Source organism: Halomonas sp. 707B3 (genome assembly GCF_024158645.1).
Classification (GTDB): domain Bacteria; phylum Pseudomonadota; class Gammaproteobacteria; order Pseudomonadales; family Halomonadaceae; genus Vreelandella; species Vreelandella lionensis.
This window is the reverse complement of record NZ_JAMZBE010000096.1, coordinates 1-12,894: the sequence shown is the minus strand read 5'-3', so window position 1 is coordinate 12,894 and position 12,894 is coordinate 1. Positions and strand designations below refer to the sequence as shown.

At 58.8% G+C, this 12,894-nt stretch carries 14 protein-coding genes; 7 read left to right on the top strand and 7 right to left on the bottom strand.

Annotated features, from left to right (window positions below):
- Positions 1-306, top strand: a 306-nt coding sequence (locus BIS10_RS12790; protein WP_253505755.1) for a transposase, incomplete at its 5' end; no start/stop codon positions are given.
- Positions 307-379: 73 nt separating this feature from the next.
- On the opposite strand, the gene BIS10_RS12785 is transcribed toward BIS10_RS12790, so the two are convergent.
- The 7 genes from BIS10_RS12785 to map all read right to left on the bottom strand — a co-directional run bounded on the left by BIS10_RS12785 (position 380) and on the right by map (position 8,174).
- Complete coding sequence (locus tag BIS10_RS12785) at positions 380-769, bottom strand: hypothetical protein (RefSeq protein WP_044629731.1); 390 nt, start codon at positions 767-769, stop codon at positions 380-382.
- Positions 766-1,938, bottom strand: a complete 1,173-nt coding sequence (dapE, locus tag BIS10_RS12780) for a succinyl-diaminopimelate desuccinylase (protein WP_253505753.1) — start codon at positions 1,936-1,938, stop codon at positions 766-768. The genes BIS10_RS12785 and dapE overlap by 4 nt, the downstream gene beginning before the upstream one ends.
- On the bottom strand, positions 1,925-2,950 hold the full coding sequence (dapD, locus tag BIS10_RS12775; protein ID WP_044629729.1) for a 2,3,4,5-tetrahydropyridine-2,6-dicarboxylate N-succinyltransferase: 1,026 nt from the start codon (positions 2,948-2,950) through the stop codon (positions 1,925-1,927). The genes dapE and dapD overlap by 14 nt, the downstream gene beginning before the upstream one ends.
- A gap of 57 nt (positions 2,951-3,007) precedes the next feature.
- Entirely contained in the window at positions 3,008-3,352 is a 345-nt protein-coding gene (locus tag BIS10_RS12770; RefSeq protein ID WP_253505752.1) for a Spx/MgsR family RNA polymerase-binding regulatory protein, read from the bottom strand.
- A 36-nt stretch (positions 3,353-3,388) separates the two neighbouring features.
- Entirely contained in the window at positions 3,389-4,585 is a 1,197-nt protein-coding gene (gene dapC / locus BIS10_RS12765) for a succinyldiaminopimelate transaminase (protein WP_253505750.1), read from the bottom strand.
- Positions 4,586-4,707: 122 nt separating this feature from the next.
- The gene (locus BIS10_RS12760; protein ID WP_253505748.1) at positions 4,708-7,383 is read right to left on the bottom strand and encodes a [protein-PII] uridylyltransferase; all 2,676 of its coding nucleotides are present in this window, start codon (positions 7,381-7,383) and stop codon (positions 4,708-4,710) included.
- Positions 7,383-8,174: a type I methionyl aminopeptidase gene (map, locus tag BIS10_RS12755; RefSeq protein ID WP_253505745.1), complete on the bottom strand. Its 792-nt coding sequence runs from the start codon at positions 8,172-8,174 to the stop codon at positions 7,383-7,385. The genes BIS10_RS12760 and map overlap by 1 nt, the downstream gene beginning before the upstream one ends.
- Before the next feature lie 322 nt (positions 8,175-8,496).
- On the opposite strand from map, the gene rpsB reads away from it, so the two are divergent.
- From rpsB to BIS10_RS12725, 6 genes are all read left to right on the top strand, one after another.
- Positions 8,497-9,246, top strand: coding sequence for a 30S ribosomal protein S2 (gene rpsB / locus BIS10_RS12750; protein ID WP_253505744.1), 750 nt, complete (start codon positions 8,497-8,499; stop codon positions 9,244-9,246).
- A 214-nt stretch (positions 9,247-9,460) separates the two neighbouring features.
- Positions 9,461-10,330 (top strand): translation elongation factor Ts, encoded by an 870-nt coding sequence (tsf, locus tag BIS10_RS12745; protein WP_253505742.1) that lies wholly within the window; start codon positions 9,461-9,463, stop codon positions 10,328-10,330.
- A gap of 122 nt (positions 10,331-10,452) precedes the next feature.
- Entirely contained in the window at positions 10,453-11,223 is a 771-nt protein-coding gene (gene pyrH, locus BIS10_RS12740; protein ID WP_253505740.1) for a UMP kinase, read from the top strand.
- A gap of 4 nt (positions 11,224-11,227) precedes the next feature.
- Positions 11,228-11,785: a ribosome recycling factor gene (gene frr, locus BIS10_RS12735; RefSeq protein ID WP_044629720.1), complete on the top strand. Its 558-nt coding sequence runs from the start codon at positions 11,228-11,230 to the stop codon at positions 11,783-11,785.
- Between the two features lie 106 nt (positions 11,786-11,891).
- Positions 11,892-12,677, top strand: a complete 786-nt coding sequence (uppS, locus tag BIS10_RS12730) for a polyprenyl diphosphate synthase (RefSeq protein ID WP_253505738.1) — start codon at positions 11,892-11,894, stop codon at positions 12,675-12,677.
- The coding region (locus BIS10_RS12725; RefSeq protein ID WP_253505736.1) for a phosphatidate cytidylyltransferase at positions 12,670-12,894 on the top strand (225 nt) is incomplete at its 3' end. The genes uppS and BIS10_RS12725, both read left to right, overlap by 8 nt.

Genomic DNA, 12,894 nt, shown 5'->3' with positions numbered 1-12,894 from the left:
CCAGGCAAGAAGCTCTATCAACGACGCAAGGAGACGGTGGAGCGCAGCTTCGCCGACGCCAAGCAGTTGCACGGGCACCGCTATGCGCGAATGCGAGGCCTAGCGCGCGTCAAAGAGCAGTGTCTGCTGGCCGCGGCCTGTCAGAACCTCAAGAAAATCGCGCAGGCGCGTTGGCGCCGGCTTTTTGGCACGTTTTTACGTCATCTGAGAGCTGATAGGGCTCTTCAGAGGGCGTTATACCCGACGATGGGCAGAAGCCGTGCGATGAGGGTGGTGAGTCAGGCCGCGAGTGTACGCCTGCTCTAAACGCAACGAACCCACCAAAACAGGTGGGTTCGTCAGCAGTCTGAAACCCCCGCGCTTGCGGGGGTTTTTGCGCTTAACGGCCTGAGTCCGGCCATTCGATAGCTTTTTCCTGGCCGCCGGGCAGCACCTGCCAAAAGCGGTCTGGGTCGTCGCCAGGGTGCCAGCCCCCCAGCGAACAGCGGACTTCCACCTGCAGCGCTTCAGCGGCGTGCTGGGCGCACTCCTGGTCGGTGTGCCACGGGGTGTGACCGCTATCGAACCAGAGGCTGGCAAAACCATCCGCGGCGTTATCCACCAGCAGCACCGGGACGCTATCGCCCTGATACTGGCCACGGGTTTTCCACTTGCCTTTTCCTGCTGGGCTAAGGGGCGGTGCACTCAGCACGTCAGCCAGCCAGGCGTTAATGTCATCCAGCGTGACCCGCGCCAGATACACTTCGATATCCGGAAACCGCTCCATCATACGCTTACCTCGTCGGTGGTCAGTAGCGCTTGAAGGGTTGCTTCGTAGATGCGGCTCAGCGCATCCAAATCGCTAGCGCGCACGCGCTCGTTCACCTTGTGAATGGTGTCGTTTAACGGGCCCAGCTCGACCACCTGTGCACCCAGTGTGGCAATGAAACGGCCATCCGAGGTGCCGCCGCTGGTAGAAAGCGCTGGGCGTTCGCCAGTCACGGCTTCTACGCCACGAATCGCCGCCTCTACTAGCTCACCTTCGGCCGTCAGGAACGGTTCGCCGTTCAGCGTCCAGTCGATGTGATACTCAAGGCCATGCTGATCCAGAATTGCCTCGGTGCGCGACTTTAATTCGTCATGGGTGACTTCGGTGGAGTAGCGGAAGTTGAACACCACCTCCACGTCGCCAGGAATGACGTTAGTCGCCCCTGTACCGGCACGCAGATTAGATATCTGAAAACTGGTTGCAGGGAAGAAGTCGTTGCCTGCATCCCAGTGCTCGTTGGCGAGCGCATCCAGCGCCGGCATGGCTTGGTGGATGGGGTTGCGCGCTAGGTGAGGATAGGCCACATGGCCCTGCACGCCTTTCACATGCAGCACACCGCCCAAAGAGCCACGACGACCGTTTTTGATCACATCGCCTAGGCGAGTGGTAGAGGAGGGCTCGCCAACGATGCAGTAATCCAGGCGGTCATTGCGCTCGCGAAGATGTTCGACCACCGCACGGGTGCCGTCGATGGCCGGGCCTTCCTCATCGGAGGTAATCAAAAACGCAATGCGGCCGTCATGATCAGGATAGCGGACGACAAAGCGCTCCACTGCCGTCAGCATCGCTGCCAGGCTGCCTTTCATGTCCGCCGCGCCGCGCCCGCAGAGCATGCCTTGGTCGTCGATGCAGGGCTCGAAAGGCGGAAATTCCCAGTTAGTGTGTGGCCCGCTGGGCACCACGTCGGTGTGCCCCGCAAACGCCAGCACCGGGCCGTGGTGACCACGAACCGCCCAAAAATTCTTCACATCGCCAAACGGTAGCTGCTCGATATGGAAACCGAGCGCCGTTAAGCGCTCGATCATCAGGTCCTGGCAGCCTTCATCGTCGGGGGTCACCGACGCCCGGCCAAGCAGCTCAAAGGCCAGCTTCAGCGTAGGCGACAGTGAGGCAGGCTCAGTTATGGGCATGCAGCGCCTCGTTCAGCGCAATGGCGCTTTTATTGGTCAGGCACTCGATGCGTCCATTTTGTGAGTTGCGGCGCAGCAGCAGGTCGTCTTGGCCCGCCAGCTCGCGGGCGGCAACGGTGTTCACTTCCTGGCCCTGGTCATCCAGCAGCGTCACTTTGGAGCCTGCGGTGATGTAGAGGCCGGCTTCCACGGTGCAACGGTCGCCCAGCGGAATGCCGATACCGGCATTGGCACCAATTAGGCAGCCTTCGCCCACTTTAATGATGATGTTACCGCCGCCAGAGAGCGTGCCCATGGTGGAGCAGCCGCCGCCCAGATCAGAGCCTTTGCCGACCATAACGCCTGCGGAAATGCGCCCTTCGATCATGCCGGGGCCTTCGGTGCCTGCGTTGAAGTTAACAAACCCTTCATGCATGACCGTGGTGCCTTCACCCAGGTAAGCGCCCAAGCGCACACGAGCGGTGTCGCCGATGCGGATGCCGGTGGGCACCACGTAATCGGTCATTTTGGGGAATTTGTCCACGCAGTCGACGGACAGCGTACGGCCAGCCAGGCGCGCCTTCAGGCGGCGCGTGGGCAGCTCTTCGATATCGATTGCGCCTTCGTTGGTCCAGGCGATGTTACGCAGCAGGCCGAACATGCCGGTCAGGTCCAGGCCGTGGGGCTTCACTAAGCGATGCGACAGCAGGTGTAGCTTCAGGTATACCTCAGGGGCGGTTTGCGGCGGCTGGTCGCTCTCCAGGAACATCGCCACCAGCGGGCGCTGGCTAGTGGCCAGCGACTCGGCCAGGGCGGCCTGCTCGGAGTGGCCTGCCGCTTCCAGCGCTTTGGCCAGGCGGGTGCAATCTTCCGGCAGGAAGCTCACCGGGGCATTGCCTGCCGGTGCATCCAGCGCTTCTTTGGCGGCGGCGACCAGGCTCGCATCCGGATTGAGCAGCGGGGCCGGGTAGTAGATTTCCAGCCAGTCGCCCTGGGTGTTTTGGGTGCCGATTCCAAGCGCGAAGCTCAGCATAACGCGTATTCCTTAGAGGTTAGTGAGAGAAAGTGGGTGAGAGAAAGTGATTCAGGGTTAGCCGCTTAGCTTGTCATAGTCGCCATCGCGGTAGCCGATCTGAATGGAGCCGTCGTCGAGCTCCAGTAGCGGCCGTTTCAGTAGCGTTGGGTAGGTGAGCAGCAGCTGGCGCGCCGAGTTGGCATCGTAATCTTTCTCTTCGTCAGAAAGATCGCGCCACGTTTTGCTGCGTTTGTTGATCACCTCAACCAACGGTACGCGATTCAAGATGTGCTCAAGCAGCGCCGCAGAAAGGCCATCTTTACGCAGGTCGTGGGTTTTATACATCAGCGCTTTGTCGTCCAGCGCTTTGCGCGCTTTGCGGCAGGTGTCGCAGTTATGAATGATGTAGAGCGTCAGCATAGAGCCTCCTGTCGTCGTCTTAAGCGGCGCGGCGCGTTAGCCGCGCTCGATCAGTTGGCGAAGGCGCTTGGCCGCTTCTAAGGTCGGCTCAAGCTCCGCCACTAACGCTAAGCGTAGCCGACCTGCGCCAGGGTTATGGCCGTTTTGTCCTGGGCGGCCCATCAAGCTCCCAGGAAGCACGCTTACGTGCTGTTCGCTGAATAGCCGCTGGGTAAAGGCGATATCGTCGCCACCCGGCACCGCAGGCCAGAGGTAGAAGCTCGCTTCCGGAGTGGGAAAATCCATCACCGGGGCCAGCACATCCGTCACCGCGCTGAATTTTTCGCGGTAGGCATCGCGGTTGGTGCGCACGTGGGTTTCGTCTTGCCAAGCGGCAATGGAGGCATGCTGTAGCGGCAGCGACATGGCACAGCCGTGATAGGTGCGGTAGCGCTTAAACGGGGCGAGTAGGTCTGCATCGCCTGCCACGAAGCCAGAGCGTAGGCCCGGCAGGTTGGAGCGCTTGGAGAGCGAGTGGAAGACCACGCAGCGGCGGTAGTCATCGCGGCCAAGCTCGACGCAGGCCTGTAAAAGTCCAGGCGGCGGTGCGTTTTCATCCAGGTAGAGTTCGGAGTAACACTCGTCGGAGGCGATGATGAAGTCGTGCTCATCGGCCAGAGCAATCAGCTGTTTGAACTCGGCCAGCGGCGTGACGGCACCGGTCGGGTTGCCCGGCGAGCAGATAAACACGATCTGCACGTCGCGCCAAGTGTCGGCGCTGACCGCTGCAAAATCGGGGCGAAAGCCGTTCTCGGCGGTGCAGTCCAGGTAGAGTGGCTCGCCGCCTGCCAGCAGAGTGGCGCCTTCGTAAATCTGGTAGAAGGGGTTGGGTACGGCCACTTTAGCGGGGCGGGTGCGGTCCAACGCGGCCTGTACAAAAGCGAAGATGGCTTCGCGAGTGCCGTTCACCGGCAGTACTTGGCGCTCGGTATCCAACCCCGCCAGTTGGAAGCGTTGGGTGGCCCAGGTCGCAATCGCGTCGCGTAGGGTGGGAAGGCCGTTGGTGGCCGGGTAGCGGGCCATTTCTAGCTGGTGGACAATGAGAGCGTCCAGCGCGCCTTGATAGGGGGCATGTTGGGGTTCGCCAATGGTGAGCGGAATGTGCGTCAGTCCCGCCGGTGGCGTTAGGCTCGCTTTGAGAGCGGCCAGCTTTTCAAACGGATAGGGATGTAGGGAATTGAGATCAGGGTTCATGGTGCGTCCGTTGAGAGCTTAAGGGCGGGAGCGGTAGGCAAAACCATTTATCGAACCGCCGATTATAGGCAAGCCCTGGTGCAGGCTCAAACCTAACCACCAGGGCAGGGCGACTTTATGGTTTAGACGCCTAGCACTTCTATCAGCCGTTCACGAAGCTGCTGCTGGCGTTCTGGGTCGGTGAGCGGCTCGCCTGCTTTGGTAGTGATGAAGAAAACGTCCTCTACCCGTTCGCCTAGCGTGGCAATTTTAGCGGCTGAGAGCGAGATATCCTGCTCCATGAAAATGCGCCCTACCCGAGCCAGCAGACCGGGGCGGTCGGGGGCGGTCAGTTCCAGTAGGGTGCGTTCATTGGCCGGATCCTGCTCGATCACCACTTCGGTCGGCACTTTGAAGTGCTTGAGCTGGCGCGGCGTGTGCCGAGTGACAATCTCGGGGTAGTCGTCCGGGTCATCCAGCTCTTCTACCAAATGGCTGCGCATCTCTTCGATGCGCTCCGGGTCACGAATCGGCTGGCCGTGGCTATCCAACACGATAAAGGTGTTGAGCGTCCAGTCGTTGTGCGACGTGGCGATGCGGGCATCGTGGATCGAGAGTCCGAGCTGCTCCATGGCGGCAGCAGTGGCGGCGAACAGGTCATCCACCGAGCGGGTGTGGATGAACACTTTGGTGCCGCCTTCGGCCATGTCGGCGGTGGGAGCACTGATCAGCACCAACGGCAGCGGTGACGGCTGGTGCGCCAGAATGCCTTGAGTCTGCCAGACAATTTCGCTGGGTGCGTACTGCAGGAAGTAATCTTCCCCCAGCGACTCCCAGAGCTGGTCTATTTGGCCACTATCGACTCCGACTGTTTGCAGCAGCGAGCGTGCTTCGGTGCGGGTTTCGCGCACCCAGTCGTCCCGGTCCGGTGGATTTTTCAGCCCACGGCGCAGGGCGCGTTTGGTTTCCGCGTGAAGCTGACGAAGCAGCGACGCCCGCCAGCCGTTCCACAGTGTGGGATTGGTGGCGTTGATATCGGCAACGGTGAGCACGTAAAGGTAGTCCAGGCGGGTCTCGTCGCGCACGATCAGTGCGAAGTCGCGGATCACATCCGGGTCGCTGATATCTCGCTTTTGGGCGGTCATCGACATCAGCAGGTGATGCTCCACCAGCCAGCTCACCAAGTTGGTGTCGTGCTGGGAAATATGGTGGCGATGGCAGAACTGCTCGACGTCCCGCGCGCCGATTTCTGAGTGGTCGCCGCCGCGCCCTTTGCCGATGTCGTGAAACAGTCCGGCTACCCAGAGTAAATCAAGCTTGGGCAGTTGATGGATCAGCGTGGCCGCGACGGGGAAGTCGCCTTTGGCATCTGGCTTGCGGAAGCCGTGAAGAAACTTCAGCAGGCGCAGGGTGTGGGCATCCACCGTATAGATATGGAACAGGTCGTGCTGCATCAGTCCTACGGCACGGCCAAACTCCGGTAGGTACTTGCCAAGAATGCCGTAGCGGTTCATGCGACGCAGCTGACGGGGGACGTTGCCCGGTGCCCGCATAAGGGCCATGAACAGCCGTTGGTGGCGCGGGTCTTCCCGGTAGTGGTCGTCAATCTGGTGGCGGTGGTCGCGAATGAGCCGAATGGTATCGGCGCGCACGCCTTCGATCTCCGGGTGCTTGGCCATTAGCAGGAAGAGTTCTAGCATGGCCGCCGGGCGCTCGCGGAACAGGTTGCGGGAGCGCACCTGGATGTAGCCGCCCTTGGTTTCAAAGCGTTCGTTCAGCTTAACGGTTTCCAACGACTCCTTGCCGCGCAAAATCACTTCGTCGAAGTGCTGTAGCAGCATATCGTTGAGCCCGGCGAGGGCCGTCACGTGGCGGTAGTAGCGTTTCATGAACTGCTCGACCGCGAGCCGCTCGGGGGTATCCCTAAAGCCAAACATCTCGGCAATGGTGCGCTGGTGATCAAACAGCAGGCGGTCTTCGGCTCGGCCTGTGAGCATATGCAGGGCGTAGCGCACCTGCCAAAGAAACGCCTGGCCCTGGCTGAGAATGCGCAGCTCCGCGTCATTCATAAAGCCGTTGGCGACGATGTCGGTGTACTGCTCGGTGCCGAAATGACGCTTAGCCACCCAGCCAATCATCTGGATATCCCGCAGGCCACCGGGAGAGCTTTTTAAGTTGGGCTCCAGGTGGTACTCGGAGTTGTTGTAGCGGTAGTGGCGAGCAATTTGCTCTTGCCACTTGGCTTCAAAAAAGCGGTCGGCGGGCCACAGGTTCGGGGTGCTCAGGCGCTCGCGCATCTTCTCACGCAGACTTTCCGGCCCGGCAATGAGGCGCGACTCCAGCAGGTTGGTAATCACCGTGACGTCTGCTTCGGCTTCCCGCTCGCAGTCGTTGAGCGAGCGAACGCTGTGGCCAATCTCCAGACCGATATCCCAGAGGAAGGTGATAAAAGCGCTCAGCGGCTCCCGGTAGGGGGTATCGTCGTCGTGCTCAAGCAGCAAGAGCAGATCAATATCCGAATGGGGATGCAGTTCACCACGCCCGTAGCCGCCCACGGCCACCAGCGCAACGCCGTCATCGGGCCAAGCATGCTGCGCCCAGGCAATGGCGAGAAGCTGGTCAAGATACCAAGCCCTGCCGCGTACCAGATCGCGAATATCGCTGCCTGCGCGAAAGCGTTCATCCAGGCGTGCCTGGATTTCCCGCAGCGCGGCTTTAAACGGGGCGATAGGAGAGCGCGACCCGGCAAGCTCAGTGCGAAACAGGTCTAGATCATAAAGCGACGTGTCCGGCTCGAACCGGTAGTGGTGAAGGAGCATCAGGCGTTCAGAAAGCTAAAGTCTTCGTCGCTGCGTGCAGTGAGCACGTCAACGCCGGTGTCGGTCACTAGCAGGGTGTGTTCCCACTGGGCCGACAGGCTGCGGTCTTTGGTGACGGCGGTCCAGCCGTCGCGCAGCACTTTGGTTTTGTAGCCGCCCACGTTAATCATCGGCTCGATGGTGAAGCACATGCCCGCTCCTAGGCGGATGTCAGCATCCGGTGCATAGCCGTCGTAGTGCAGGAACTGCGGGTCTTCGTGAAAGTCCGCGCCAATGCCGTGGCCGCAGAAATCACGTACCACCGAGTAACCATGGGCTTCGGCGTGCTGCTGAATCACACGGGCAAGCTCAGAAAGACGCACGCCGGGTTTCACCAGCTCAATGCTTTTATACAGGCACTCTTGGGTGATGCGGCACAGCCGTTCGCCCTGAATGGTGTCGCCCACCACGAACATCACGCTGGAGTCGCCGTGGTAGCCATCCGGTGTGCGCACGGTGATGTCCAGGTTCATGATGTCGCCGTTTTTGAGCTTTTTGGCGTCATCGGGGATGCCGTGGCACACCACGTGGTTGATGGAGGTACAGGTTGCTTTGGGAAAGCCGTGGTAGTTCAGCGGTGCCGGCGTCGAGCCCAGCTCGTTAACAATGTACTCGTGGCACAGACGGTCGATCTCGCCAGTGCTAATGCCCGCTTTAACGTGGGGAGTGATCATTTCGATAACGCTGGCTGCCTGGCGACCGGCTTCGCGCATTTTCTCGATTTCAGAAGGCGTCTTAATAGGAACGTTCATGAATTCTCGATGTGGCTTCTGGGTAAGTGATGGGTCGCAAATGAAAATGCCGAAACGCGGCCGCGACTTCATCTTGGCAATGATCTATGGTATAAAGCCGCGCGCTTTCCTGCAATCGCCATCCAATGCTTCTATACTGGCTGGCGCTACGCGAAAGGGCAACGAGATCGCAACGCAGCACCGCTGGGTTGCACAACAGCAAGCCTTGAAAACACACATGCACCGGCACATGGTCCCGGGTGCCTTTAGCGACGTTCAACGACGCTACTGGTCGGATCCATGGGGTGCGTGGAGGCCTAACCCGAGTTTCAGGAGTTTTACCATGTCTCACGTTAATATGCGTGACCTGCTGAAAGCAGGTGCTCACTTCGGTCACCAAACCAAGTACTGGAATCCGAAGATGGGTAAATTCATCTTCGGCGCGCGCAACAAGATTCACATCATCAACCTCGAGCACACCCTGCCGGCGCTGAACGAAGCGATCGACGTGGTCGAGAAGATGGCGGCATCCAACAACAAAATTCTGTTTGTTGGCACCAAGCGCAGCGCTAGCAAGATCATCAAAGAAGAAGCGAATCGCGTTGGCCAGCCGTTCGTCAACCATCGCTGGTTGGGCGGCATGCTGACCAACTTCAAGACCATTCGTCAGTCCATCAAACGTCTGCGTGATCTGGAAGTGATGCGCGAAGACGGTACCTTCGAGAAGCTGACCAAGAAAGAAGTCTTGATGGCAACGCGTGAGCAAGAGAAGCTTGAGCGTTCTATCGGCGGTATCAAGAACATGGGCGGCCTGCCGGACGCACTGTTCGTGATTGACGTTGACCACGAGCGCATCGCGATTAACGAAGCCAACAAGCTGGGTATCCCGGTTATTGGCGTGGTAGATACCAACTCTAACCCAGATGGCGTTGATTACGTGATCCCGGGTAACGATGACTCCATCCGCGCTATCCAGATCTACGTGAAGGCGATTGCCGACGCGTGTGGTCGCGCGAAAGAAGGTCGTCCGGACGAGTTCGTCGAAGTGACTGAAGAAGCCGCTTCCGCCGACACTAACGCAGCTGCCGAGTAAGGCTGCAGTGGTGCGGCGGGCAGGTTGAGCCGCATCGTGTTAAGAGGGGGCCTTATGCCCCCTTTTTCCCGCTTTGAGTTCGCTCAGGCGGGCCGATCATGCCGGATGAATGCCGGCAAGCGCTCTGCACAGTGATACGCAACGGTCATCTATCGTGCTTATACTCTGTAGCGCGTTTAACTCTCAGTTAGAACCATTTCCGAGGTGAAATCTCATGGCAGCTATCAGCGCCTCTCAGGTTAAGGAACTGCGCGAACGTACCGGTCTTGGCATGATGGAGTGTAAAAAAGCACTCACCGAAGCCGACGGTGACATCGAAGTCGCGATCGAAAACCTGCGTAAAAGCTCTGGTCTTAAAGCCGCGAAAAAAGCGGGTCGTACCGCTGCAGAAGGTGCGGTTGTTACTCGTGTAGCAGAAGATGGCAGCTACGGCGTAATGGTCGAAATCAACTCTGAAACCGATTTCGTTGCCCGTGACGACAACTTCATCGACTTCTCCAACAAGATCGCTGATGCGTTCTTTGCGGCGAAAAACGAAGACGTTGCAGCGGTGATGGCGGGTGACCTTGAGTCCGCTCGTGAGCAGCTGGTTCAGAAAATCGGCGAAAACATCGGCGTGCGTCGTGCCGTTGTCGTGAATGCCGTTGAAGGTGGTCTGGTGGGCGAATACGTTCACGGTGGCCGCATTGGCGTTCTGACCGTTCTGAAAGGCGGCACCAGCGAAGCAGCCAAAGATGTTGCGATGCACGTAGCGGCGATCAACCCGGCGGTTGCGCATCCTGAAGAGATGCCGCAAGAGCAGCTGGACAAAGAGAAGGCAATCATCCTGGCTCAGCCGGACATGGCCGGTAAGCCTGAGCAAATCGCTGAGAAGATGGTTCAAGGCCGCCTGAAGAAGTACCTGGCCGAGAACAGCCTGACCGAGCAGCCGTTTGTTAAAGACCCGAACCAGTCCGTTGCTGAGTTCGTCAAAGCAGCTGGTGGTGAAGTGGTTAGCTTCACTCGCTTTGAAGTGGGCGAAGGCATCGAGAAAGAAGAAGTCGACTTCGCTAAAGAAGTCATGGAACAGGCTGGCCGTCGCTAAGGTCAGAGGTTCCAGTAAGAAGATGGCGTGCGCGCGAGCGCACGCCTTCGTGTATCCGGCCCCTGTGAAATACAGGTGCCACCTCGCCCACCTGTGCCCAGGTCTGCCTCAGGAGAGATGCCATGTCACGTGATGTTCAAGAGTCTACCCCCACTGCTGCCCCCAAAATCGACAAGTCAAAGTCAAAATACAAGCGTATTTTGCTGAAGCTATCGGGCGAAGCGCTGATGGGTGAGCACGATTTTGGTATTGATCCGAAAGTGCTGGATCGTATGGCGCTCGAGATCGGCCAGCTGGTCGGTATTGGCGTACAGGTCGGTATTGTGATTGGTGGTGGTAACCTGTTCCGTGGTGCGGCGTTGAACGAAGCCGGCATGGATCGGGTCACGGGTGACCACATGGGAATGCTGGCAACGGTGATGAATGCCCTCGCCATGCGTGATGCCCTGGAGCGCTCTAATATTCGCTCGCGGGTGATGTCAGCGATTCCCATGAGCGGTGTGGTGGAGCACTATGACCGCCGCACTGCCATCCGTTATTTAACGTCTGGCGACGTGGTGCTGTTCTCTGCTGGCACCGGTAACCCTTTCTTTACCACCGACTCTGCTGCTTGTTTGCGCGGCATTGAAGTGGATGTAGACGTTGTCATCAAGGCCACCAAGGTGGACGGCGTGTACAATAAGGACCCGGTGAAGCACCCTGACGCCGTGAAATACGACCAGCTCTCCTATGACGACGCTCTGGATCAGAAGCTGGGCGTAATGGATTTGACCGCAATCTGCCTGGTACGTGACCATAATATGCCGGTGCGGGTATTTGATATGAACAAGCCTGGTGCCCTGCTTAACCTCGTGGTTGGAGGCAAGGAAGGCACGCTGATAGACAGAGGGTAACAACGTGATCAACGACATCAAGAAAGATGCAGAGTCTCGCATGAAGAAGAGCGTTGAGGCGCTGCACAGCAACTTCAACAAGATCCGCACGGGTCGTGCTCACCCCAGCATCCTGGATGCAGTGACCGTTGAGTATTACGGTGGCCAAGTGCCGCTGAACCAAGTGGCTTCTGTCAACGTTGAAGATGCCCGTACCCTGGCGGTGGCTCCTTGGGAGCAGTCCATGGTGGCCAAGATCGAAAAAGCGATCATGACCTCTGACTTGGGCCTCAACCCCTCAAGCGCAGGCAACGTGATTCGTGTGCCAATGCCGATGCTGACCGAAGAGACACGCAAGGGTTACATTAAGCAGGCACGTAGTGAAGCAGAAAACGCGCGCGTGGCTGTGCGTAACGTTCGTCGTGATGCTAACGGTGATTTCAAATCCTTGCTTAAGGATAAAGAAATTACCGAGGACGATCAGCGCCAGGGCGAAGACGAAATCCAGAAGCTGACCGACAAATATATCGCTGAGATCGATAAGGCACTTGCCGCAAAAGAACAGGATCTCATGCAGGTTTAGTGATTGTTGTTAACATCACTGCCTGCGTTCACTTAGCCACGGGTAGCTCAGCTGCCCGTGGGCCATCGCTTGGCTTACTTATGACTGATCTTTGGTGCGAGAACCCATGACGTCTCCGCAGCTTCCCCAAGAGCAGCCGGGCGGCACGACGCTTTCTCGATCCGAGGAAGCACTGCCGTCTCATGTTGCTATCATTATGGATGGTAACAACCGCTGGGCGCGGGCACGTGGGCTTTCGGGTGTGCGCGGCCACCGCGCCGGTGTCGAAGCCGTGAGAGCGGTGATTGAGCGTGCAGCTGAGCGAGGCGTTCAAACGCTAAGCCTGTTTGCGTTCTCCAGCGAAAACTGGAAACGTCCTGCCGCTGAGGTGAATGCGCTGATGGAGCTGTTTTTGATGGCGCTTAAACGCGAAGTCAAAAAACTTAATGAGCGCAATATCCGTCTGTCGATTATTGGCGAACAGCGTGGCTTTTCCCACGCGATTCAAAAGCATATTCAGCGCGCCGAAGCGCTGACCGCCGAGAACACGGGCATGCATCTGGTGATTGCCGCGAACTACGGCGGCCAGTGGGACATCGCCCGCGCCGCCCGCCAGCTCGCCGAGCAGGTGGCTGCCGGAGAGCTGGCGCCCGAGGCCATCGACGAAGCGCGCTTGGATGCGGCCATGAACACCGACCAAGTACCGCCGGTGGATCTGTGTATCCGTACCAGCGGCGAGCAGCGGCTCTCGAACTTTATGTTATGGCAGCTGGCCTATGCCGAGCTGCACTTTTCGCCCTTGTTATGGCCAGATTTTGATGGGGCGGCCTTCGACAAAGCGCTCGATGATTTCTGCTTACGACGTCGCCGTTTTGGCATGACCGACGAACAAATAGAGGCGCAAGGTGCTTAAACAGCGGATGATCACCGCAGCCTGGTTAGCTCCTGTCACGCTAATTGGTCTGTTTGGATTACAGGGAGGTGCCTTTGCGCTGTTTACAGCGCTGATCGTGCTGTTAGGTACCTGGGAATGGACCAACTTGGCGGGCGTTATCGTCTCGCGCACGCGCCTGGCGCTGGTGGCCGGTATGGCGGTGCTCATGGCCCTGCTGTGGCTAAGCGGCGCTGCC

Coding starts and splice junctions, on each gene's coding strand:
- dapC (WP_253505750.1), bottom strand. CDS start 4,585: ATGAACCCTGATCTCAATTCCCTACATCCCTATCCGTTTGAAAAGCTG.
- BIS10_RS12785 (WP_044629731.1), bottom strand. CDS start 769: ATGATGGAGCGGTTTCCGGATATCGAAGTGTATCTGGCGCGGGTCACG.
- dapE (WP_253505753.1), bottom strand. CDS start 1,938: ATGCCCATAACTGAGCCTGCCTCACTGTCGCCTACGCTGAAGCTGGCC.
- uppS (WP_253505738.1), top strand. CDS start 11,892: ATGACGTCTCCGCAGCTTCCCCAAGAGCAGCCGGGCGGCACGACGCTT.
- BIS10_RS12760 (WP_253505748.1), bottom strand. CDS start 7,383: ATGCTCCTTCACCACTACCGGTTCGAGCCGGACACGTCGCTTTATGAT.
- rpsB (WP_253505744.1), top strand. CDS start 8,497: ATGTCTCACGTTAATATGCGTGACCTGCTGAAAGCAGGTGCTCACTTC.
- map (WP_253505745.1), bottom strand. CDS start 8,174: ATGAACGTTCCTATTAAGACGCCTTCTGAAATCGAGAAAATGCGCGAA.
- dapD (WP_044629729.1), bottom strand. CDS start 2,950: ATGCTGAGCTTCGCGCTTGGAATCGGCACCCAAAACACCCAGGGCGAC.
- BIS10_RS12770 (WP_253505752.1), bottom strand. CDS start 3,352: ATGCTGACGCTCTACATCATTCATAACTGCGACACCTGCCGCAAAGCG.
- pyrH (WP_253505740.1), top strand. CDS start 10,453: ATGTCACGTGATGTTCAAGAGTCTACCCCCACTGCTGCCCCCAAAATC.
- tsf (WP_253505742.1), top strand. CDS start 9,461: ATGGCAGCTATCAGCGCCTCTCAGGTTAAGGAACTGCGCGAACGTACC.